A 23,971-nucleotide genomic window follows, 5' to 3' on the forward strand; every position below is an offset into this window, starting at 1 on the left:
CGCCACGGCCAGTCAGCCATTGAATTCGAAGGCCGTTAAGCTCTACACTACGGCTATAACTTACTCATATCGATTACTTTTGTGCCCGCAGGATGCGGCAGAAAACACCGAGCACTTGCCTCGGTAACCCGCCAGATTCTGTGTGTACACGGCTCGGTACGGATCACCGAGGCGGACGCCCTTGACGTTCGCCGCCACTGCGGATAACGACCATGCTTCACACAGCGCGTACCCCCCTGCTCTGCGGCCTCGCCGCCAGCCTGCTATTGCTTGGAGGCTGTAAACAGCCGCCCATGGAACTGACTCCCAAACTGGTGGTGGTAGAGAAGGTCGGCACCGCTACCGTGCCGCTGTACGGCAACTACGTCGGCGTGACCCGCGCCTCGCTGGATGTCGAAGTGCGCGCCCGCATCGACGGTTTTGTCGAAGACAAGACCTTTGTGGAGGGCAGCGCGGTGGAGACCGGCGAGCTGCTGTACCAGATCGACAACAAACCCTACGTTGCGGTGGTGAACCGGCTGAAGGCCAAGTTGGAGTCGCAGCAGGCGGCATTGGAAAAAGCCCAGCGCGATGTGAAGCGACTGCAACCGCTGTACGAGCAGGACGCCGCCAGTCAGCTCGATTTCGACAACGCCCTGTCGATTCTGGCCCAGGCCAAGTCCAACCGCGCAGCCAGTCAGGCGGAGTTGGAAGAAGCCGAATTGGAACTGAGCTACACCGACATCAAGGCACCCATCAACGGCCTGGTCAGCCGCTCCGAAGTGGACATCGGCGCCCTGGTGGGCAGCAAGGGGCAATCGCTGCTGACCCGGGTTAAGCAGGTGGACCCCATCTACGTCAGCTTTAACATGTCGGCACTGGACTACCTCAATGCCCGCCGCCGCATGACCAGCAGCAGCGCCAAAATCGAGGCGGAAACCGAGGGCAAGGCGGTCGAAGGCTTTGTGCAGATCACCCTGCCGGACAACAGCCAATACCGTTACTGGGGTGATGTCAGCTTCACCGACCCTTCGGTCAACCCGGAAACCGGCACCTTTGAGGTACGGGCGGTGCTGCCCAATCCAGATCGGGAACTGCTGCCAGGCCAATACACCAACGTGCGCATCAAGCTGTCTGAGATCGACAACGCCATCGTCATTCCCCAGAAAGCCACCCGGGTCGATCAGGGCGGCGTCTACGTGATGGTGGTGCTGGACGACAACAGCGTCGAGCGTCGTTTTATCGTCATCGAGCATCAAGGCAAGGAAGGTGTGGTGGTCAAAAGCGGCCTGCGCGCCGGCGAACTGGTGATCGTCGAAGGAATGCACCGGGTCAGCCACGGCCAGCTGGCGCAGCCGTTAACCGCCGAGGAGTACAAGGCCCGCGAGGACGCCAAGGAGAAAGCGGACGCGCTGGAGCAGCAGAAGATTGAGCAGCAGCAGGAACAGGAGCAAGAGTAATGGCCCAGTTCTTCGTCAATCGACCGGTCTTCGCCAGCGTCATCTCCATCGTCATCGTGCTGCTGGGGCTGATCGCCATGTTTCAACTGCCCATCGATCAGTACCCCTACATCACCCCGCCACAGGTGAAGATCTCCGCCTCCTACCCCGGAGCCAGCTCCACCACCGCCGCCGAATCGGTGGCGACGCCGTTGGAGCAGGAGGTCAACGGGGTGCCCAACATGATCTACATGAACTCCAAGAGCACCAACTCCGGCAGCACCAACGTCACCATCACCTTTGATGTCGGCACCAACCCGGATCTGGCGGCGGTGGACGTTCAAAACGCCACCCAACAGGCCTCGGGCAGTCTGCCCATCGATGTCCAGACCGAAGGGGTCTCGGTCTCCAAAGAGGCCTCGGTGGAGCTGCTGAAGCTGGCACTGACCTCCAGCGATGAGCGCTTCGACGAGATCTACCTCAGCAACTACGCCACCATTAACATCGAATCGGCGCTGCGACGGATTCCCGGCGTCGGCCGCACCCGCAACACCGGCTCTCGCAGTTACTCGATGCGAGTGTGGCTGAAACCGGACCAAATGGCCGGCCATGGCCTCACCACCAGCGACGTCATCAGCGCCATCAAGGCGCAGAATAAAGAGAGCCCCGCCGGCACCATTGGCACCCAGCCCAATGTGGACGATCTCAGCCTGACCCTGCCGATCACCGCCGCCGGCCGGCTGTCGAGCGTGCAGCAGTTTAAAGAGGTGATCGTCCGCGCCAACAGTGACGGCTCGTTGATTCGGCTACGGGACATCGCCCGCATCGAACTGGGCTCCTCGGCCTACACCCTGCAGTCGCAGCTCAATGGCCAGAACGCCACCATTTTGCAGGTCTACCTGCTGCCCGGCGCCAACGCCCTGGAGGTCACCCAGAGGGTCAAACAGACCATGGCAGAGCTGGCGCAGAAGTTCCCTCAGGGCATGGACTGGCAGGTGTTCTACGACGCGTCACTGTTTATCGAAGACTCCATCTCCGAGGTAGTGCAGACCCTGATCGAAGCGCTGATCCTGGTGGTGCTGGTGGTGTACCTGTTTCTGCAGAACCTGCGCGCCACCCTGATCCCCGCCATCGCGGTGCCGGTGTCACTGGTGGGCACCCTGGCGGCGATGCTGGCCTTCGGTTTCACCATCAATACCGTTAGCCTGCTGGCGCTGGTGCTGGCCATCGGCATCGTGGTCGACGATGCCATCGTGGTGGTGGAAAACGTCGAGCGGCTGATCAACGAGAAAGGGATGAGCGCCGCCGATGCCACCCGGGCCGCCATGAAAGAGCTGTCCGGCGCCCTGGTGGCCACCAGCCTGGTGCTGGCGGCGGTGTTTGTGCCGGTCTCCTTCCTTGCCGGCATTACCGGCATCATGTACCGGGAGTTTGCGGTGGCCATTACCGTGGCGGTGCTGATCTCCACCGTGGTGGCCCTGACCCTGAGCCCGGCGCTGTGCGCCTTGCTGCTCAAACCCGACAACGGCCAGCGACCGCGTTTTTTCCGCTGGCTCAACCACAAACTGGATGTCAGCACCAACAAGTACGTGGCGCTGGTGGGGCTCACCAACCGCAACGCCGGCCGCAGCTACCTGGTGTTTGCCGCCATGGTGGTGGCGGTGTATATGATCATGACCTCCCTGCCCGCCAGCTTTATGCCCGATGAGGATCAGGGACGGTTTTTCATCGACATGACCCTGCCGGACGGCTCGACGGTAAACCGCACCCAGGAGGTACTGAAAAAAGCCGAGCAACACGTGATGGCCCATTCGGCGGTGGCCTACTCCTTTACCCTGGCAGGCGAGAATCGCCGTTCCGGCTCCAACCAGGCCAACGGCCAGTTCGAAGTGATTCTTAAACCCTGGCCCGAGCGAAAACAAGACGGGGCCACCATCAAGCGGGTAATGCATCAGATTCAACGGGAACTCAACCAGGTGCTGGAGGCGGAGTTCAACCTGTACCTGCCGTCGGCGGTCCCCGGGCTGGGCAATGGTGCCGGCGTCGAGATGGAGTTGCAGGACACCTCGGGCACCAACTTCAAGGGGCTGATGGAGAATGCCGGCCAATTGGTGGAACAGCTGAAACAGCAACCGGAAGTGGCCCGGGCGGGTCTGTCGCTGCAGGCGGCCATTCCGCAACTGAAACTGTCGGTGGATGAAGCCAAGGCGATGGCCATCGGCGTCAACGTCTCCGACATCTATGGCACCATCAAGACCTTTACCGACTCCTCCACCGTCAATGACTTCAACCTGTTTGGTCGGGTCTACCGGGTCAAGATTCAGGCCGAAGACAGCTACCGCCAGTTCCCGAGCCAGATTAAGGACTACTACGTGCGCTCCGCCAGCGGCGCCATGGTGCCCATCGGCGTACTGGCCCATTATGATTACACCGTGGGACCGGCGGCCGTCACTCACTACAACCTGTTCTCCAGTGCCTCCATCAATGTCACCCCGGCACCCGGCTACGCCACCGGTGATGTCATCAAGGCCATCGAGCGGGTGGCCACGCCGATGCTGTCCAATGAGTTTCGCTACGAGTGGACCGGCCTGACCTATCAGGAGGTGCAATCCGCCAACCAGACCAGCATCGCCATCGCCCTGGCCATGGTGTTCGTGTTCCTGTTTCTGGCGGCGCTGTACGAAAGTTGGACCATCCCGGTGGCGGTGTTGCTGATCGCCCCCATTGCCATGCTGGGGGCGTCGCTGTCGACCCTGGTCAGTGGCATGGAGAGCAACCTGTTTTTCCAGGTGGCCTTTATCTCCCTCATCGGCATGGCGGCCAAGAACTCGATCCTGATCGTGGAGTTCGCCAACCAATTGCACCAACAGGGTCGCAGCCGTCTCGACGCGGCCATGGAGGCGGCCAATCTGAGGTTCCGGCCGATTTTGATGACCTCGATGGCCTTCATTCTCGGAGTACTGCCACTGGTACTGTCCACCGGACCGGGGGCGGTCAGCCGCCAGTCGATCTCCATTCCCATCCTCGGCGGCATGGTGTTCGCCACCACCATCGGCATCGTGCTGGTGCCACTGTTCTTCGTTACCTGTGCCGGCTGGTTTAAGGGACGGGACAGCAAGGCCCCCTCAACCGCAACGGCGGGAGAACGCTTATGACACACCTGCGCCCTTACAGCCCGCTGCTGTTGGCCTTGATCATGAGTGGCTGCGCCCTGGGGCCTGACTATCAGCGGCCCCAGTTGGACCTGCCGGCTCAGTATCACGACAACACAGATACCGTCAGCACCACTCACCTTGGTCAACAGTCCTGGCGCCAGTATTACCGGGATCCCAACCTGCAGCGGTTAATCGAGCAGGCCCTGGCTCAAAACCTGGATCTGCAGTCCACGGCCTCCAAGTTACGGGCGGCCCGCTCCCAGGTCACGGTCACCGACGCCGCCCTGTACCCCGAGCTCAGCCTCAGCGCCAGCGGAGAACGGTCTGTGGACAGCGGCCTCACCAGTACCGACCCCGACATTGAGGACACCCTGTATCTGGCCGGAGTGGTGTCGTGGGAGCTGGATCTGTGGGGAGCCAATCGCCGCCGCAGTCAGGCCAGTTACGCCAACCTGCTGTCCAGTGAACAACAGATGGCCCTGGCCACCGTCAGCCTGATCAGTGACGTCGCCAGCCGCTACTACCAGTGGCTGGATGTGGAGCAGCGCTACCGCATCTCTGCCAGCACCGTGGAGCTGCGCTTCAAGGAGCTGGAACTGGCACGGCTGCGCCGGGCCAACGGCGTCATATCCGGGCTGGAAGTCAGGCAAGCCGAGGTAGAATACCAGTCGGCGCGGGTGACGCTGCCGCAGCTGGATTTCGAACGCAAGCAGACCGCCAACCAACTGCGGATTCTGCTGGGCAGCTTTGACCAGGCGCTGCAACCGGACACCCGGGTCGATCAGCCGTTTCAACAGCTGCCGGACAACCTGTCGGTGGGCGTGCCCTCCGCTATGCTGACTCAGCGGCCAGACGTACAGGTTGCCGAACAGCAGTTGATTGCGGCCACCGCCAATGTCGGCGTTGCCAAGACCGCGTTCTTCCCTTCGTTCACCATCAGCGGCAGCTATGGCCACGAAAGCGAGCAGCTGGGAGACATTCTCGACAGCCAGGGCGTGACCTGGTCGCTGCTGGGGGGGCTGACGGCGCCGCTGTTCAATGCCGGGCGCATCAGCGCCGAGTACGACATCGCCAAGGAGAACGCCGAGCAGGCCTTGCTGGCCTACCGCGCCGTGGTGCTGACCGCCTATTTCGAGGTCAATGACGCCATCAACGCCTACCGGCGCTCACAACTGGCCATTACCGCTCAAGAGGAGTTGGTGGCCAGCTCTACCGAGTACGTGCGACTGGCACGGCTGCGCTATACCAATGGCGTCGCCACCTCGTTGGATCTGCTCGATGCCCAGCGTCAGCTGTTCAGTGCCCAACTGGCGCTGTCACAGATCAAACGGGACCGGATGCAGTCGATGGTTAACCTCTACCGGTCACTGGGTGGCGGCGCCAACTCCGCCGCCGCGCAGCAGGGATGACTCAGGCCGGCTGCAGTTGCAGCCGGGGCACGGGGCGGGCATTGATCGGCAGATGCAACACCGCCGCCAGCGCCGCCATCACTACCGTGGTCCACCAGATGGGCTGATAGCTGCCGTAATGGTCGAAAATCAATCCGCCGACCCAGGCGCCGAGAAAGCTGCCCAGTTGATGGGTAAAAAACACCAGCCCATACAGGGTAGACAGGTAACGGGCACCAAAAATCTGCCGCACCAGTCCCGAGGTCAGCGGCACGGTGCCCAGCCAGCAAAAGCCGATGGCCCCCCCAAATAGCGCTGCGGTGTGCTCGGTCACCGGCAGAGTCACAAAGGCGGCGATCACCCCGGTGCGCATGAGATACAGGCCGCTCATCACATAGCGCTTATCAAAATGATCCCCCAACAGTCCCCAGAAATAGGAACCGAAGATGTTGAAGATGCCGACGTAGGCCAGCGCCATGGCGGCCACCTGCGCCGACAAGCCCTGGTCCGCCAGATAGGCCGGCAGGTGGGTAGCAATAAACATCACATGGAAGCCGCAGACAAAGAACCCCAGGTGGATAAACCAGTAGCCACGGTGAGCAGACGCCTCTTTCAGAGCCTGTTTCAGAGTCTGCTCCGGCAACACTTCACTGGGCTGTGAAGGACAGGCAGGCTTAACGAAAGAAGCAAACGCAATCATCAAGGTACAGATCAGGGCAAACAGTTCCATGGTGAAGCGCCAGTCAAACTGGTGCAGCATCGCCTGAGCGCCGGGGATCACCGCAAACATGCCAAAGGAACCGGCGGCGGTGGTCAGGCCAAAGGCCTTGGCGGTATGCTGTGGCGGCACCGCCCGTGCCACCGCCCCCAACACAATCACATAACTGGTGGCACTCAGACCCAAGCCCACCAAGGCCCCCAGCGACACGAACAGCCAGTTGGGTTCGGTAGTCAACGCCGTCATCAGCAAGCCGCTGCCATAGGCGATGGCGCCCAGCGCCATGACCTTGCTGGCCCCATAGCGATCCGCCGCCATCCCCACCAGGGGCTGAAACAGTCCGAACAACAGGTTCTGGACGGCGATGGCCAAAGAAAAGAATTCCCGGCCGGTACCAAAACTCTCCACCATTGGGGTCAGAAAAATGCCAAAGGACTGGCGAATGCCCAGGCTGATGATCAGCACGGCGATGCCCATCCACACCAACAGAGGAAAACGGAAAATACTCAAAACAACTCCAGGGAAATGCAATGGCCATGGCGGCCACCAAGGGCGAGGTAGAACGCGGTCTTATTCGGACATAGGGGAAGGCATTCCCCGATGATGATGCGACATCGACTTTGCCTCAGCGTGCTGATGTTCGGAGCCACCGTCGCCGGCATGACAGCCCGAATCCATGGCATGATCGGACAAGGCCGCCAGCAGGCCACTGCTGTGGTGAACGCCATAGAGCACCAGGCCCAGCAGCAGGGTCATTCTCAGCAATTGAGCAAACAGGGATTGGGATCGCATCAACACGCTCAATCAAACAAATCGGGCGCCAATGCTACTCCCCATTTAGCAAGGCTACCAGAGCAAACGCAGTTGAAATAAATGCAACAGCGGTATGCGTTTGGTGCATGTCAGTCAGGGGGTCAACACCGCGTCCAGCCACACCAGACGATGATCCGACGACGCCTGGCGGTTGGCCACCAGTCGCTGCAACCGGCTTCGGCGTGTCGGCCAGAACACCCCGGACTGAATCACCCTCCAACCACAACTCGACGGCAACACGTAATCCACCCGGGCCCGCCAGGCGGCAGTATGCTGCGCCCCATAGGGATTATCCGGTGAATGGTCACGGCCACCATCGCTGCCCGGCACCGGGTCGACCTGAATCCCGGGATGATGCAACAGCTGTTCAATGGCCCCGGGGTAGCTGTCGCCCTCGACAGCCGACGCGTTGTAATCTCCGACAATCACAAAACGACTTGCCGCTGCCAAACCGCCTTTCTGACCCTTGTCGTCCTCCAGGTAAGCGCTTTTTTGCGGATCAATGTAGTCGGCCCACAGACGAATCTCGTCGTGGTTGCGCGCGGCGTTGCGCTTTTCCGGCCCATGAAACACCGGCGGCGTCGGGTGGGCGGCCAGCAGGTGCAGCGTCTGCTCCCCCACCACGATGGGCACGTCCCAGTGCGACTTGGAGGAGAGCCGCATTCCCAACCGAGTCGCCTCATCGTAAAACGGTCGACCATCCGGATGGGTGACCGGCAAAGCACCCGGCATGCGGTGCCACAGAAACTGACGAAACGTCCTCACCCGCGGGTGATCGATCGGATAGCGGGACAACACCAGCATGCCGTACTGACCCGGGTAAGCACCAAACCCATAGGCGTCCCCCAGCGTCCCCGATGCGACGCCGTCACCGTCGATGTCCAGCGGACTGGGCTCACCGGCATTGACCGGCGCACAGTAATAGTAGGGATAGTCGATGCCCGGCTGCCCTTTCTGGCCCACCTTCAGGTAGTGATGGATGAACGCCTCGGCACCGGCGCCGGGGTCATCGATGTAATCAAATTCATTCAGCAGCAGGATATCCGGACGCACCCGCTGAATGATCTCGGCGATATTGCGAATCTGCGGGTGGGCCCCGGAGGCCAGATTCCGGGCCAGCGCCGAGGGATCCAGCGGCCCGCCGTCCACGGCATAATTACCGGCTTCCATGCTGGCATTAAAGGTCGCGATACGAAGCGTACTGGAGGGAGTCATAGACGAGAGGCAACCTGCTGGCCGGTAAAACCGCCATGGTAGCAAACCCCACTCTGAGATGCCGACATTCCAGCCTGAGTCAGCGCAACAGATACCCAAAACTTGCACAAACCCTGCTGGACAGGCGCTCTGTCAGCCAACAGCGTTTTTTCCACTCTCACGGGTTGATGGCGCCCAAAACTTGCACAAACCCTGTTGGACAGGCGCTCTGTCAGCCAACAGCGTTTTTTCCACTACCACGGCCTGTTGACGCCCAAAACTTGCACAAACCCTGCTGGACAGGCGCTCTGTCAGCCAAAAGCGTTTTTTCCATTCTCACGGTCTCTTGACGCCCAAAACTTGCACAAACCCTGTTGGACAGGCGCTCTGTCTGCCAACAGCGTTTTTTCCACTCTCACGGGTTGATGGCGCCCAAAACTTGCACAAACCCTGTTGGACAGGCGCTCTGTCAGCCAACAGCGTTTTTTCCACTCTCACGGATTGATGGCGCCCAAAACTTGCACAAACCCTGTTGGACAGGCGCTCTGTCAGCCAACAGCGTTTTTTCCACTCTCACGGATTGATGGCGCCCAAAACTTGCACAAACCCCGCCGGACAGGTACTCTGCGGCGTTTTTTCCATTTTCTAGTCCGGGACCACCACCTTGATCATCAGCTCAAACATTACCATGCAGTTCGGCGCCAAGCCGTTGTTCGAAAACATCAACGCCAAGTTTGGCGGCGGCAACCGCTACGGCCTGATCGGCGCCAACGGCTGCGGCAAGTCGACCTTTATGAAGATCCTCTCCGGTGAGCTGGAGCCTTCTGCCGGTAATGTGAGCCTGGAAGCCAACACCCGCATGGCCAAACTGGGCCAGGATCAGTGGGCATTCGAAGAGTACAGCGTCATCGACACCGTGATCATGGGCCACAAAGAGATGTGGGAAGTGAAAGCGGAGCGGGATCGCATCTACAGCCTGCCAGAGATGTCGGAAGAGGAAGGCATGAAGGTGGCGGACCTGGAAGTGCAATTTGCCGAGATGGACGGCTACTCCGCCGAAGCCCGCGCCGGCGAACTGCTGATGGGGCTGGGCATTCCCGAGGAGCAGCACTTTGGCCTGATGAGTGCCGTGGCCCCGGGCCTGAAAGTGCGAGTGCTGCTGGCACAGGTGCTGTTTGCTGATCCCGACATCATGCTGCTGGACGAGCCCACCAACAACCTGGACATCCACACCATTCACTGGCTGGAAGAGGTGCTGAACGAGCGCAACTGCACCATGATCATCATCTCGCACGATCGTCACTTCCTAAACGGTGTCTGCACTCACATGGCCGACATCGACTACGGTGAGCTGCGCCTGTACCACGGCAACTACGACGAATACATGACCGCCGCCGAACAGGCCCGCGAGCGTCTGCTGGCGGACAACGCCAAGAAGAAAGCCCAGATTGCCGAACTGCAGAGCTTTGTCAGCCGCTTCTCTGCCAACGCCTCTAAGGCGCGCCAGGCCACCTCACGGGCCAAGCAGATCGATAAGATTCAGTTGGACGAAGTGAAAGCCTCCAGCCGCCAGTCGCCGTTTATCCGCTTTGAGCAAGAGAAGAAGCTGTTCCGGACTGCCCTGGAGGTGGAAGGCCTGTCTCAGGGCTACGACGAACTGCTGTTCAGCGGTCTGGATCTACGGGTGGAAGTGGGCGAGCGCATCGCCATCATCGGCCAGAACGGTGTCGGTAAATCCACCCTGCTCAACACCCTGGTGGGGCAGATGGCACCGAAAGCCGGTACCATTAAATGGTCTGAAAACAACAACATCGGCTACTACGCCCAGGATCACGCCGCCGACTTCGAACAAGATATGAACCTGTTCGACTGGATGGCACAGTGGTCCACCGAAGGCGCCGACGAACAGACCATCCGCTCCTTCCTGGGACGGATGCTGTTCTCCCAGAACGAAATCAAGAAATCCACCAAGGTGATCTCTGGCGGAGAGCAGGGCCGAATGCTGTTTGGCAAGCTGATGATGCAAAAGCCCAACATCCTGGTGATGGACGAACCCACCAACCACATGGACATGGAGTCCATTGAAGCGTTGAACCTGTCACTGGAAAACTATCCGGGCACCCTGCTGTTCGTGTCCCACGACCGTCAGTTTGTGTCCTCGGTGGCCACCCGCATCATCGAGCTGAAGGCAGACGGCATCACCGACTTCCACGGCACCTACGATGAGTACCTGCGCAGCCAGGGCCTGGAAGGTTAACCTCAACCACCAAGTAGAAAAGCCTGCAGACGCAGGCTTTTTTTATGGTCACCGCTCCGAGGCTCCTCCGGCGACCAGCAATCCTTTTAACGACAGGCTCAACCACTGCAACGCCGGGCCGAAGCCCGCTTCGGGACGGGTCACCAGATCCACCGGCACCTGCCATTGTTGAGAATCAGACGGCATATTCAGCGCCACCAGTCGCTGCGAAAAAGCCGGATCTTGAACTAAGTGGCTGGGCACATATCCCCAGCCAAAGCCGCGACAAGCCAACTCAGCGGTCATGTAGAAATTGTTGGATCCCCAGCAATCCTGACTCACCACAGGAAAATCCACCAACGGCTTGCCCTGGGTGCCCCGAACCTGCAGTTGACGATGACCACTTAGGCAACTCAGGGTCAGGTTCGACTCCCCCACCAGAGGGTGGTCCGGGGACACCACCGCCTGAAACGGCAGGCTGCCGATGTAGCTGGCATCCAACTCTGCCGGATAGGGGATCTGGGAAAACATCAGCCCCAGGTGAGCCCGCCCCTGGTCCACCAAAGACACCACATCCGGGCTGGCCACCGTCAGAAACTCCAGCGAGGTCGAGCCAAATTGCCGGGTAAACTCTACCAGGATGGACTCCAGTCCCGGCATCATCAGCACTTCGTCCAGGGCCAGCACCAGATGACTCTCCTCACCGGCACTCAGACTCAAGGCGCTGCTTTGCAGCCGCTGATGATGCAGCATCAGCATTTGGGTTTGCTCAAACAGCACTCGTCCTTCTTTAGTCAGCACCGGTGATCGCCCCTGGCGATCGAACAGGGTCAGGTTCAGATCGATCTCCAGGTTGGCAATGCCCTGACTGACCACCGATTGCGCTTTTCCCAGTTTGCGGGCCGCCGCTGAAAACGACCCCTGCTCTGCCGCCGCCACGAACATGCGCAGCTGTTCCAGGGTATACATATCTACAAAACCGATAGCTACTAACTTTTATCCATCTTAAAAGAAAATAAAATGGCCGCATAGTGATTTTTAGGAGCCGATTATGTCCACCAAAGAACGCATTTTTCATTCGCTGATGTTTGAGCTGATTGCTCTGGTTATCGTGATTAACCTTGGCAGTCTGGTTACCGGAGCCGGCCACAGCATGACCTGGGCCGCCATCGCCATGTCGCTGTTGGCCATGGCCTGGAACTATGTCTACAACCTGATGTTCGACCGCTGCTTCGGCAGCAATCGTGAGACCCGCACACCGATGATTCGTCTGGGTCATGGGCTGGGATTTGAAGTGGGCTTTATGGCGGTGTCTCTGCCAATGCTGATGTGGATTCTGCAGATGGGGTTCTGGCAGGTACTGATGCTGGATATCGGCTTTGTGCTGTTCTTCCTGGTGTACGCCATCGCGTTCAACTGGATCTATGACACACTGCGACTGCGAATGCTGGGCCCCATCCAGGCTAAGACAGCATAATTTTGTTATTGAAGTGACTCGCCATTCACGCCCAGGGAGGGGAGTGAACCGACAACGGCGGCGGATTTACAGTAGACGCTTTCCATTTCAGCCCAGAATTCCACCAAACCCCACCCCAAATAGATCACACTTATGCGCATATTTGTGACCGCCATAAGCCAGCCACTAACGCACCAACAACAAAGTTCACAGAGCCGCAAACTGGCGACTTTTCAGGCTTTTGTTTTGTTACTATCTCTACTTCGCCTTCCCTGTTTAGGCGAAAAGGAGCAATCGTTTCAGTCTCAGAGCCGTACCAAAGGCCCGATACTGGCACGAGGGTACCAGTCAACGGAATCCAGCAGTCAGTGAGCCGGACTCCGATTACTAAGACGCCATTGTACCGAATTATCGCTCGCCAACTTATCATCCAATTGGCCAGCCAACATTATCCAGGCGCTCCCCCGCACAACCCGGTTGTGCGGGGGATTTTTCTTTCTGCTCCGACGCCCTCTCCCGTGTGCGCTTTACCGCATAACGCGAAATTTTTGCCCTCGCTCAGCCCGCAAGCTTGCCACAATGTGTAACAATCCCATTTCAACTTTGATGCATGGAATTGGCCTTGATGAAGCTCCTGGTCAGCTTACTGTTGATGCTGCCACTGACCGCGAACGCCCAAACAGCGGGGGATTTGGCGACCCTAAGCCAATGGTTACAGGGCAACTTCAGCAGCGAACAGCAATCACAGCAACTGGAAAACTACTTCCACCTGCAACTGCATACCGTGTCTGTCTGGCCAAGCAGCGAGGCCCCCTGGCTGTACATGGAACAAGCGTCGGTCAAACGGCCGGAACGCCCCTATCGTCAAAGATTGCTGCGGCTGCAGCAAACCGCCCCAGGCCAGTTCACCTACACGCCCTATACCCTAAACCAGCCGCAACGCTACATGCAGGCCTGGCGCTACCCTGCCCGTTTGGCGCCCCTGACCCCTGAGCAAATTACGCCTCGAAGCGGCTGTGAGGTCTACCTGCGCTGGCAGGCTGATAAGCAGCGTTACCATGGACAGACCCGAATTGGTACCTGCACCAGCAAAATGTACGGCGCCAGCTACACCACCATCGAGATCAGCGTCTACCGCGACAGGGTGGTGAAGTGGGCCCGGGGCTACGATGCCGACCACAACTTTATCTGGGGCGGCAACCAGGGGGGCTACCGATTTGATCGTTTAAACCCATAGCCCTCCATTCGTGGGCTGAGGTTAGCTTCAGTGATGCTCTCCCTCAAGCAGCGAGGAGAACTTCAGCAACCCTGCCATATTGCTGGCATTGAGCTTTTTCATCACGTTAGAACGATGCACCTCGATGGTGCGCACCGACACAAACAGGGTATCGGCCATCTGCTTGTTGGTGTGGCCATTAATCACCAGCCGGAACACCTGCTGCTCTCGCTCGGTCAACTCATTCAGCAGCGCCAGTTGCTGCAGGTCGTGATGCAGTTTCAGGCTGTGGCCCACACCCCGTTCGATGGCTTCATACAGCGCCTTGCCCTGCACCGGTTTCTGAAAGAAATCGAAAGCGCCGTTTTTCAGCGCCTCCACCGCCATCGGCACATCACCGTGACCAGTCAGAAAAATCACCGCCAGCGGACTGTGGGCATCATTTAATTTCTGATGCAGCTCCTGCCCGCTCAGTTGAGGCATGCGGCTATCGAGAATGACGCAGCCAGGCTGAGACAAGTCCACCTGCCTCAGGAACTCGGCGCCCCGCTGAAAGCCGGTCAGTGTCACTCCGTAACCCTCCATCAGGAAACTCAGCGAATCGAGAATGGCGGCATCATCATCCACCAGGTACACCGGCGTGTCGGCACTCAAAGTCATAGATATTCCTAATACAGTTGTCTCTTATAGAGTGATATCTCAGTTCCCATCAATAAGCGAGATAAAAAGCAGTAACTTTGAATCGCTTCACATTGATTTAACCTCGACCTGCCTTATGGTTAAACCATTGTCCAGCCATTGCAAGGTCCCCTGTGAAACCGTTGCTGCCACTGTTGTTTGCCCTTACCCTCGTCAGTCTGTGTCGCATAGAGTGTGCGCTCGCCCGCCAAAGTGGCGAGGCTGAGGAGCAGCACCTACAGGTCGGTGTGCTGGCCAACTGGGGTTATCGTCAGGCCGAAGAGCGCTGGAAACCGATGATGGACTACCTGTCGGCCCGGGTCGATGGTGCCCATTTCACCGTTCGCCCCGGCTCGTTCGAGGAACTCAACACCGCCCTTGGCGCCGGCGAGATTCAGTTCATCGTCACCAACCCGGGTCAGTACCTGTTTCTGTCCAATCAATTCCCGCTGTCGTGGCTGGCCACCATGCGTTCGCGCAAACACAACGGCACCACCTATGCGATTGGCTCCACCATCATTGTTCGCGCCGACAGTGACTATCGAACGTTGTACGATCTCAAGGGCAAGGTCATTGCCGCCAGTGGCCGCCACGCACTGGGCGGCTACCAGGCCACCGTCGGCCTGATGCACAAGCTGGGGATGAATCCGGACGATTTCTTCGACGAAGTGAAGTTTCTCGGCTTTCCTCTGGGGCCACTGATCTTTCAGGTCCGAGACAAAAACATTGATGCCGCCATCACTCCGTTCTGCACCCTGGAGGAGATGGTGGAAAAAGGGGTTATCCGCATGGAGGACTTTCGCGTTATCAACCCCAGCCGTCCTCCAGGCTACGACTGCCAGGTCAGCACCCAGCTGTACCCCAACTGGTCCTTCGCCGCCAGCGAGGAGGTCAGCAGTTCGGTGACCAAGCAGATCACCGGCGCCCTGTACGCACTCACACCGGACGATCCGGCCGCCATTCAAGCCGGCACCCTGGGCTGGACCGCCCCCATCAGCCAGCTTAAAGTGATTCAGCTGTTTTCCGACCTGCATTATCAGGAGCAGGAAACCAGCAAATGGGATCTGTTTCTGTCCTGGCTGGAGGCCAATCGTAAATGGGGCATTCTGGCAGGACTGCTGTTCCTGATTGCTACCTTCTACCACCTGTGGATCGAGTACAAGTTTCGCCAAAAGAGCGACACCCTGGTGGAAACCGAGCGCCAGTTAAAACGCAAAGCCGTGCAGCTTGAGCGGTTGCACAGTGCCGCGGTGGTGGGCGAGATTGGCGCCGGACTGGCCCATGAGATCAATCAACCCATAGCCGCCATCACCAACTACAGCGAAGGGGGCATCGTTCGGCTGAAACGGCAAACTCAACCAGACACCGAGATGCTGGCTCTGCTGGACAAGATCAATCAGCAGTCGGAGCGGGCAGGCGCCGTCGTACATCGCATTCGGGGGCTACTGAAGCGCAGGGAAACCGTACTGATGAACGTCAACCTGCTGAGTCTGGTGGATGAAAGCCTGTCGCTGTTGAAGCTGGAACTGGAGCGTCACCACATCGACGTTCGCACTCAGGTCAAAGGTGAACCCTACTTCGTACAGGCCGATAAAGTCGGCATGCAACAGGTACTGATCAACCTGATAAAAAACAGCATCGATGCCCTGTCTGAAATGGAAACCGATCATCACGGTCAGATTGAGGTCCGGCTGGAGTTCAGCGATGATGAGGCCTGGCTGCTGGTGATCGATAACGGCCCAGGCTTTGCTCAGGATCCCGACTCGATGATCGCCTCATTCAGTACCACCAAATCCGATGGCCTGGGGCTGGGGCTGGCCATCTGCTCGGATTTGGTAAAGGAACAACACGGCCAATTCCAGATTCGCAACAACGAGCAGCACCAGGGCGGCTGTACCGCGAAGATCACTCTGCCCCGACGCCCGGCAGAGCCTAAGCCGTAAAGGAGAGTTCCCCATCGATAAACATCTCAAAGCACAGTTGGCACAGCGGATTCAAGAGCAGATCGCTGCTCTGGAGTACGAGCTGCACCGTTGCAGCCCGGCCGATGCAAGTGGCTGTCGCCTGCGCATCGAGCGACTGCAGACCGCTTTGATGCGCATCCCCTGCCAACACTTTGGCCTGTGTTTCAAATGCGAACAACCGATCCCAATCGCTGTTCTCCTGGGCTCGCCAGAGCGCAGTATCTGCCCGGCCTGCCTAAAGGCCGCCCCATCGTCTGATACGGAAAAACCACCGGCTTAAGCAGGAATAGACGAACGCCAACACATCGATTATTGTGAACGTCATTACGGTTTCCTGCGGGCAAACGCCCTAGTGTTAGAAACCTGATTGCGAACCCCGATCCGCACAACAACAGCGAGAACGAACAATGTCCGATTCCAACAACAGCTTCTACGACCGCGCCAACGCCCACATCCACCTGGCCAACGACCACAATAAAGACCCCAAGGTGGAAGCCGGCGAGGTCAGTGCCTCCTTTATGTGGGGCGTGGCCCGTTACAACGCCTGGTTTGGCGCCGCCGGTTTTAAAACCAAAGAGGAGATGGCGGTGCGTAAGGTCGAAATGATGGAATACTACATCGAAGAGTACCGCAAGATGTTGGAAGCCAACATGGACGACTACATCGAGAACTTCGACCGCTACATGAAGCCGCAAAACTGATTGCTCACCAAGGCGGCTTTCTGCCGGAAAGCCGCTCGCCCCAGCCCGCCTTACCACAGCTCGCCTACCCGCACGCCGCCGCACTGTTGCTATCGCCGATAGCGCCTAAGACCACGCCTGTCGATGGCAGGGTGCTGCGGATCACAACGGCTACTCGAGCCAAAAATCGAATATAAGACCCATATATTCAATAGCTTAAAATTTTAGGCGGCCTTGCTACCGCTCAATACTGACACTTTCTCAAAAACCGTCGAATGACCAAGCGCCGTCCTCAGACAGATTGGGACTCCGATCCCGTGGCGGACGCGGGCAAGCGAAAAAATTTACTCCGAAATCACTCGGAACGTGCACCAGACGCCGAGCCGGCTTACCGCTCGATGTCGTAAGCGAAGGTGTTAGCTGCATTCACAAAGGCCAAGGCGCTTATCTGTATCATTTTCACCAACGAGGTTTAATAACGAAAACAGGTGAAAGTGTGGACTGGATTATTTTCAAAAACGAAAACACCTGTTCTCATTCTGATTTTGAATTGAATAAACAATCCATTACTCAATTCAACATGGATTTTTTAAAAAGCAGCCATTACTGGGTCTCTAACAAAGATCTAAGAAAATACGCCATTAGGCTAATGACACTTTTCGGAGCCCAGGGACAATCGCGACACTTAGAACAAACCGTGCGTTCTCTCGGGGTTAATTGCCTTTATTTAATTACTAACGGTGTTAGCGATGAATCCTGCGGTCTGATGCTGTGTATCAACCACTCAAGCCAGCGGCGGGCATGGCAAGTTGTGAATAGCTTATGGGCTGAAGCGCATCCAGTTCCTGAAAACAAAAGAAAAATAAGCACCAAGACAAAAATGGTAATCCAACTCACGGCACTGGGTCTTAATACCAGCGAAATATCGGACGTTCTTTACCTGACAACCCGAGGAGTTGATTACCACCTGGATATTGCCAAAAAGTATTTTGGTGCCATTAACAAACCAAATTTAATTTGGTCTGCGGCACAAGAAGGCTGGCTCTAATACCAACAACACTCACCACACTGTTATCTGTCATACCAATAATAGCAACCTAATATAGGTACCATGTCATTATGAAACGTAAACAATCAGCCCTGGCTCTCGCCGGGATACTGTCTTTGACTCTTAATGGTTGCGGCAGCGATTCCGACTCGCAAGCTGCAACACCGGAACTTCCACCCGTGGTAATACCGCCCTCGAACGCCGCCGGTCCCGATAATCCGGCCTGGAAGCACGTCGATCAGGGCTATATCGATCTCAATGGCAAGAGCGAGTCTACCGGCATCGTCACCATCTCTCTGGGTCGAAGAATCAACAGCGTTCAGCAATGGATGTACGCCTGCGCCATCGACGCCAATGGCAACCCGGTGACCAAGGTGGCCGAAAACGGAGCCATTACCCAACTCTACCCCAAAGATCCCGATGGCACCTTTGCCATCAGGGCGGCAAAGCAGTTGGGCAAGTCGGTCGACGACCTGACCGAGCAGGATAAAGGGCGCTTCTTTGGCACCGATTGCGTCAGCAATAATACCCTCATCGACGTTGACGGCGTCCAGTATCCCAAGTTGCTGCAGATACGCGCCCGAGCCAGCGGCGCCGAGCCGGATTCCGATTTTGCCGATGTAAACAACGACGGCATTATCATCAATTATGATGCCGCGGCACAGGGCATCGCCACTCACGAACCCAGCATCAATTCAAAATACCCAACCACTTTTGAGATCAATCTGGATGACGTAGAACTTTGGCTAAATAACGTTGGTGACGCACTGACCAAAGGCACTTCCAGGCCGGACCTGTTTCAACAAGGGCACTTCTCTGCCTTCGATGTGTTCCGCTACGTCGATTACCTTCGTTCCGATCTCGAGATCACCATTACCGCCGTACCTTATAACTTTGAGGGCAACGATTACCCCCTGTCTGAGCTCAACACCTATGAATTCACGGTGAACTGGGACGTCAATGGCGACGGCATCTTCGATGCGTCCGACAACCAATTCTCAACCTCTGAGATAGACGATGCCACTCCGGCATTGGAACAACGCTATGATCGCCAGTACCCGGCGTATTACAACAGCGATCGCTGGCATTTCAAATTCAACAACAGTCGAGGTTACGGCAAGGGTGACCGCACCACCCTCAACGGCCAGAATTACATTCAAATCGACCGTTTCCTGGCCCGGGAAGATCAGGAACTGAGATTCTTCCCTGAGCTTGCCGGTTACACCGAACGGCGCGAGTGGCTGATGAAACACGACATCAAACGCCACCTCGCCAATGGCGGAAAAATCAATGTGCCGAATGATCAGGCCTACCCTATCGATGAACAAGGGCGTCCCTACACCTTTATGGAACTGCCCTATTTCCTCGACGGTGACGTATACGATCCCAACAACCTGCCAACCCCAATTCCTTATGCCGCTCACATGAAGGTGACGCCGCATAATTTGCGCAGTGACATGTATCAGCCCGGTGTCATCACCCTGATGGACATCTTTCTGTCGGCCAACGATCACATCGCCAACGACGACGGCACCGTTCTGGTTGACGACCCGGACACTCCGACCTTTGCCTTCTCGTTCTGGCCGGTTCTCTCCTCCGGTGCCATCGTCAATCAATTTGGCCTGGATAAAGCTCCGCTGTTTGGCCAATCCGCCGGCGGCATTCCCGGTGGCGGCATCATGATCAGCTTTGGCAGCTTTTTCTCCTCCGGCGAGTTCGGTGCCAACGTACAGGATTGTCGCAAATTCAATATCGACGGCGAGCAGCGCCTGGCTGGCAATGGTACTCCCATTCCCGGGGTTGATCAGTCCATCCCCTATCAGGCCGACCGCCTGTGCCTGCTCAACTTTAAAAACAACGGCAGCGGCGGCTACTTTGTCCCTGATATGCTCAGCGCCTACCAGATGCCCTATGGCATGGAACGCTTCTCCATCATGCCCTATCCGATCGGCCGCGATCCTGATGTCAAAGACTTCCTGTTCTACCTCAACGAGTCCTACGATTTTAACTTCAACCGCTATGAGTCACGAATTGCCAATAACATTCCAGGCTCTGAAGGCAGCATTGCCGCCGATACCGCCACGGTTCGTCGTCTGGAGATTCCACCGAAGAATCACTCGACCGGCAACGCCCCGCTGCTGAATCAAACCCACTTTGGCTGGAAGATCGCCGACTGCACTCAGTGTCACAACGCCCAGAAAGATCCTAAAGGTCATGGCGGCTCCTCCTGGCCGGTCAACTCTGTCGAGGGCTTTGACAACGTCCAGCCCTACTACTGTGCCTCCTGTCACGGCAACAACGGCGCCCCACAAGGGCATGGAGCTATTGCCACCTGCTATTGGTGCCATTCACCGGACTCCGGCTTGAAAAACCACGGTGCCGCCAGCAGCAACCGCTTGCTGCACGAGCAAGACTGGATTGCCAACATCATTGATGGTGGCACCCGCAACCCCAATGACTGGGGCAACTTCTCCCCTTACGGCGCCCGTCACGTGTCCACCAACAGCTACTACGACACCGACAAAACCTGGCCAGATCCCTGGGCCTGCGGCACTTGCCACCAAGACCAGAGTCACACAGACTAACATTGACTGACTCGCTGCCGGTGTTCCCCTGCCTAAAGGCCGACACCGGCAGTGAGCGTCCCCGCTCACCCGATTGACCAGAGGAAAACCAGGCATGAGCAAAGCAGATAAAAAAGACCTGATTGCCCGTACCGCACTGACCGCGATTCGGGAAGAGGGGGTATTTCGTTTCTCTCTCGGTGGCGTCGCACAACGTGCAGGGGTGTCGGTCGGCACCATCTACAACAACTTCGGCTCAAAAGAGGAGCTGCTGGCCTACTTGCATAACCAGGCCATTAACTCCGTGTTTGAACTGGTTCTGAAACTGGAGCATGAACCTCTGAATCTTCGTGAGGTGATCATCTGCACCACCTGTTTTCAGTTTTACATTCGTTCCCTGCACAAGGACAACTCCGGCATCGACCTCGTCAGCACCAATAGACAGCTGTTTGGTGCCCCGGATTCAGAGTCCGCTCAAGCCATGAAAGCCTCCATGACCCGCATCATTGGCTACCGTCGGGAGCAGTTTTTGCAGGGGATCGCAGCCGGGAAGATCCTTTCCAGCCAAGAGCACGCCCTGAGTGTTTTTCGAAAAATGACCGTGATCTCCCGTGGCACCATGATCTTTTCCAACCACGTATTTGTCCCCTGGGGCGCCCTGCCGCTGACGGAAGCCTTTGAGTTGTGCGACCTGGTGTTGTCCACTCTGGAGTGGAACGCCGACTGCCAGCAAGCCGACCACACCAAAATGAAAATCGCGCTGCGCTCTATTATCGACACCGGTGCCAGTTTTCCCTACTGATCCCCCACGCCATTGCCGGCGACGCACTCGCGAGTGACTCAAGCCGCAAATCCGCCGAAAACTGTTCCTGATACCACTAAATTGGCCACCATGTGGTTTCCCACAATAGACGCGTCAACGCCGATTAATTAGGCACTCGAAGCCGCTGTGGCCAAGCTCACACTCCCGTCACCCACGGCGGCGATATGTGGTTTACCACAATACCCCCCTGGCCGTTCCCGGCTTAAAACTGATGCTGACAACGAATTGTGGCACCGACCTGAGACACACAGTAGCCACAGCACAATGACCTATCCATCCGGCTCAGCCGGACACGACTGACGCCCGTTGGGCTCAGCATCGAAAAGGGGAATGAAGATGAAACTCGATCGGCGAACCTTTATCAAAGGTGCCGGTGCCAGCACCGCAGGCTGCGCCTTGGCCAGCATGCTGCCAGGTACTCTCGGCGCCTTTGAACAGCCCATGCTCAAAGGCTCCGACAAGGCCATTCACAGCATCTGTGAGATGTGCTCCACCCGCTGCCCGATTTCCGCCCGTATCGTCAACGGTAAGAACGTGTCGATTCTGGGCAACAGCAACGCCAAGTCCTTCGGTGGTGCCGTCTGCGCCCGTGGCGGCGCCGGACACAGCCTGCTGTACGATAAGCAGCGCCTGGTCAAACCCATTAAACGGGTGGGCGCCCGCGGCGAAGGCAAGTGGCAGGAGATCGAGTGGGATGAAGCCTATGCCATGATGGCGGACAAGCTGGGCCGCATCAAACAGCAGTATGGCCCAGAAGCCGTGGCCTTCTCCTCTAAGTCCGGCTCCAACCACAAGCACCTGTTCCACCTGGCCAAAGCCTTTGGCAGCCCCAATACCTTCACCCATGGCTCCACCTGTCCGTCCGGCTACAAGATTGCCGCCCTGGCCATGTTTGGCACCAAGATGAAGCGGGATCTGAGCAACTCCAAATACATCATCAACTTCGGCCATAACCTGTACGAAGGCATCAACATGTCCGAGACCCGCGGACTGATGAAGGCCCAGGCCGACCGCGGTGCCAAACTGGTGGTATTTGAACCCCGATTCTCCATCGTCGCCGATAAAGCCAGCGAATGGCACGCCATTAAACCAGGCACCGACGTCACCGTAGCCCTGGCCCTGTGTCATGTGCTGATTTACGACAACCTGTACGACAAAGCCTTCATCGAACGCTACGTCAATGGCTTCGACGCGTTCGCCAAAGAGATGAAGGCCTACACCCCGGAATGGGCCGAATCCATCAGTGACGTGCCGGCCGAGGACATTCGCCGCATCGCCCATGAATACGCCGCAGCGGCCCCCCATGCCGTGGTCGATTTCGGCCACCGTGCCAGCTTCACCACCGAAGAGTTTGAACTGCGCCGGGCGCTGTTCGCCGCCAACGTGCTGATCGGCAACATCGAACGCAAAGGTGGCCTGTACGCCGGCAAGAAAGCCAAGACCTATAACAAGTTCGCCGGTGGCGACGTCACACCTGGCCTGGCCAAGCCCAAGGTCAACGGCATGCCTAAGCCCACCGCGGCCCGCATCGACTCGGTGGACAAGCAGTTCGCCATGCTGTGGTCCAACGGCGGCATCTATCAAAGCATCCTCGATGCCACGCTGGAAAACCAGCCCTATAAGATTCATGGCTGGGTGATGAGCCGCACCAACCCAATGCAGACCATGACCGACCGCGCCCGAGTGGTCAAAGCCATCGAAGCGATGGAGTTTGTGGTCTGCTGTGATGTCTACGTCAGCGAAACCGCCGCCTACGCCGATCTGGTGTTGCCCGAGTCCACCTATCTGGAGCGGGACGAAGAGATCTTCGACAAGTCCGGCAAAAACCCGGCCTACTACGTGCGTCAGCCCGTGGTTGAAACCATTGGTGACACTCGTCCCTCCTGGTTGATTTGGAAACAGGCCGCCGATGCACTGGGCCTGGGCCAGTTCTTCCCCTGGGAGAACATGGACACCCTGCAGTTGCTGCAGGTGAAAAAGGACGTGCCGCTGCTGCAAAAAATCAAGCAGGAAGGCTACGTCAGCTTCGGCACCCCGCTGATGCTGCGTGAACCGTCAATGGTCGCCAAGTTCGCCGCCGCCTACCCCAACGCCCACGCCGTGGACGCCGACGGCACCTACGCCAGCGCCATGAAGTTCAAGACCCCCAGCGGCAAGATTGAACTCTCCTCCGACAAGGTGGAAACCATGGCACCAGGACGAGGGGTGATCAAATACCGCGAGGTTACCCTCAAGAAAGCCGACGAGCTGTTCTTCATTCAGGGAAAAACCGCCATCCACACCAACGGCGCTACCCACAATGTGCCCTTCCTGTCCAACCTGATGTCCGACAACGCCGTGTGGCTGCATCCACTGACTGCCGGTCTGCTGGGGATTCAGAGTGGCGATGCCATTCGACTGCACAACGACATCGGCAGTGAAGAGGGCACCGCGCTGGTGACCCCGGGCATTCGTCCGGACACCGTGTTTGCCTACATGGGCTTTGGCTCCAAGAACAAAGAGCTGGCCCGGGCTTACGGCAAAGGGGTGCATTGCGGCAACCTGCTGCCACACGTTACCGCTCCGGTTGTGGGAATGAACCTGCACACCACCGGCGTGAAAGTGGAAAAGATCTAATCGG

General features: G+C 57.8%; 17 protein-coding genes. 12 read left to right on the top strand and 5 right to left on the bottom strand.

Annotated features, from left to right (window positions below; genetic code table 11):
* Window positions 1-293: 293 nt before the first annotated feature.
* Genes J8Z22_RS16470 through J8Z22_RS16480 form a run of 3 tightly spaced genes read left to right on the top strand, consistent with a single transcriptional unit; the run spans window position 294 to window position 5,982 of the window.
* Window positions 294-1,439 carry an efflux RND transporter periplasmic adaptor subunit gene (locus J8Z22_RS16470; protein WP_245595631.1) on the top strand — a complete coding sequence of 382 codons (1,146 nt, stop codon included), beginning with the start codon at window positions 294-296 and terminating at the stop codon, window positions 1,437-1,439.
* Window positions 1,439-4,573, top strand: coding sequence for an efflux RND transporter permease subunit (locus J8Z22_RS16475; protein ID WP_028114592.1), 3,135 nt, complete (start codon window positions 1,439-1,441; stop codon window positions 4,571-4,573). The genes J8Z22_RS16470 and J8Z22_RS16475 overlap by 1 nt, the downstream gene beginning before the upstream one ends.
* Window positions 4,570-5,982: an efflux transporter outer membrane subunit gene (locus J8Z22_RS16480; RefSeq protein ID WP_252007115.1), complete on the top strand. Its 1,413-nt coding sequence runs from the start codon at window positions 4,570-4,572 to the stop codon at window positions 5,980-5,982. Before J8Z22_RS16475 ends, J8Z22_RS16480 begins: the two co-directional genes overlap by 4 nt.
* 1 nt (window position 5,983) lies before the next feature.
* On the opposite strand, the gene J8Z22_RS16485 is transcribed toward J8Z22_RS16480, so the two are convergent.
* The 3 genes from J8Z22_RS16485 to J8Z22_RS16495 form a co-directional block, all read right to left on the bottom strand.
* Entirely contained in the window at window positions 5,984-7,189 is a 1,206-nt protein-coding gene (locus J8Z22_RS16485) for an MFS transporter (RefSeq protein ID WP_252007116.1), read from the bottom strand.
* A gap of 60 nt (window positions 7,190-7,249) precedes the next feature.
* On the bottom strand, window positions 7,250-7,471 hold the full coding sequence (locus J8Z22_RS16490) for a hypothetical protein (protein ID WP_252007117.1): 222 nt from the start codon (window positions 7,469-7,471) through the stop codon (window positions 7,250-7,252).
* Between the two features lie 114 nt (window positions 7,472-7,585).
* On the bottom strand, window positions 7,586-8,707 hold the full coding sequence (locus J8Z22_RS16495; RefSeq protein WP_252007118.1) for an endonuclease/exonuclease/phosphatase family protein: 1,122 nt from the start codon (window positions 8,705-8,707) through the stop codon (window positions 7,586-7,588).
* A gap of 667 nt (window positions 8,708-9,374) precedes the next feature.
* On the opposite strand from J8Z22_RS16495, the gene J8Z22_RS16500 reads away from it, so the two are divergent.
* A complete protein-coding gene (locus J8Z22_RS16500; RefSeq protein WP_371878140.1) occupies window positions 9,375-10,943 on the top strand; it encodes an ABC-F family ATPase in 1,569 nt (522 codons plus the stop codon).
* A gap of 48 nt (window positions 10,944-10,991) precedes the next feature.
* Here the strand turns inward: J8Z22_RS16500 and J8Z22_RS16505 are convergent, their stop codons facing one another.
* A complete protein-coding gene (locus tag J8Z22_RS16505) occupies window positions 10,992-11,891 on the bottom strand; it encodes a LysR family transcriptional regulator (protein WP_252007120.1) in 900 nt (299 codons plus the stop codon).
* 82 nt (window positions 11,892-11,973) lie between these two features.
* Here J8Z22_RS16505 and J8Z22_RS16510 point away from each other — a divergent pair, with 82 nt between their 5' ends.
* Together J8Z22_RS16510 and J8Z22_RS16515 are read left to right on the top strand one after the other, a co-directional pair.
* A complete protein-coding gene (locus J8Z22_RS16510; RefSeq protein WP_252007121.1) occupies window positions 11,974-12,399 on the top strand; it encodes a PACE efflux transporter in 426 nt (141 codons plus the stop codon).
* Between the two features lie 604 nt (window positions 12,400-13,003).
* Window positions 13,004-13,615 (top strand): chromophore lyase CpcT/CpeT, encoded by a 612-nt coding sequence (locus tag J8Z22_RS16515; RefSeq protein WP_252010489.1) that lies wholly within the window; start codon window positions 13,004-13,006, stop codon window positions 13,613-13,615.
* A gap of 27 nt (window positions 13,616-13,642) precedes the next feature.
* Here J8Z22_RS16515 and J8Z22_RS16520 read toward each other — a convergent pair whose 3' ends face one another.
* Entirely contained in the window at window positions 13,643-14,248 is a 606-nt protein-coding gene (locus J8Z22_RS16520; protein ID WP_371878141.1) for a response regulator transcription factor, read from the bottom strand.
* Window positions 14,249-14,406: 158 nt separating this feature from the next.
* Here J8Z22_RS16520 and J8Z22_RS16525 point away from each other — a divergent pair, with 158 nt between their 5' ends.
* The 6 genes from J8Z22_RS16525 to phsA all read left to right on the top strand — a co-directional run bounded on the left by J8Z22_RS16525 (window position 14,407) and on the right by phsA (window position 23,967).
* Window positions 14,407-16,215: a sensor histidine kinase gene (locus tag J8Z22_RS16525; protein WP_252007122.1), complete on the top strand. Its 1,809-nt coding sequence runs from the start codon at window positions 14,407-14,409 to the stop codon at window positions 16,213-16,215.
* 428 nt (window positions 16,216-16,643) lie between these two features.
* Window positions 16,644-16,937 carry a DUF3144 domain-containing protein gene (locus J8Z22_RS16530; RefSeq protein ID WP_028114602.1) on the top strand — a complete coding sequence of 98 codons (294 nt, stop codon included), beginning with the start codon at window positions 16,644-16,646 and terminating at the stop codon, window positions 16,935-16,937.
* A 475-nt stretch (window positions 16,938-17,412) separates the two neighbouring features.
* A complete protein-coding gene (locus J8Z22_RS16535; RefSeq protein WP_252007123.1) occupies window positions 17,413-17,964 on the top strand; it encodes a hypothetical protein in 552 nt (183 codons plus the stop codon).
* Between the two features lie 179 nt (window positions 17,965-18,143).
* Window positions 18,144-20,549 (top strand): hypothetical protein, encoded by a 2,406-nt coding sequence (locus J8Z22_RS16540; RefSeq protein WP_252007124.1) that lies wholly within the window; start codon window positions 18,144-18,146, stop codon window positions 20,547-20,549.
* A gap of 94 nt (window positions 20,550-20,643) precedes the next feature.
* Window positions 20,644-21,330, top strand: a complete 687-nt coding sequence (locus J8Z22_RS16545) for a TetR/AcrR family transcriptional regulator (protein WP_252007125.1) — start codon at window positions 20,644-20,646, stop codon at window positions 21,328-21,330.
* A 357-nt stretch (window positions 21,331-21,687) separates the two neighbouring features.
* Window positions 21,688-23,967 carry a thiosulfate reductase PhsA gene (gene phsA / locus J8Z22_RS16550; protein WP_028114605.1) on the top strand — a complete coding sequence of 760 codons (2,280 nt, stop codon included), beginning with the start codon at window positions 21,688-21,690 and terminating at the stop codon, window positions 23,965-23,967.
* Window positions 23,968-23,971 lie beyond the last annotated feature (4 nt).

It is taken from the genome of Ferrimonas sp. SCSIO 43195 (genome assembly GCF_023716685.1).
Classification (GTDB): Bacteria; Pseudomonadota; Gammaproteobacteria; order Enterobacterales; family Shewanellaceae; genus Ferrimonas; species Ferrimonas kyonanensis.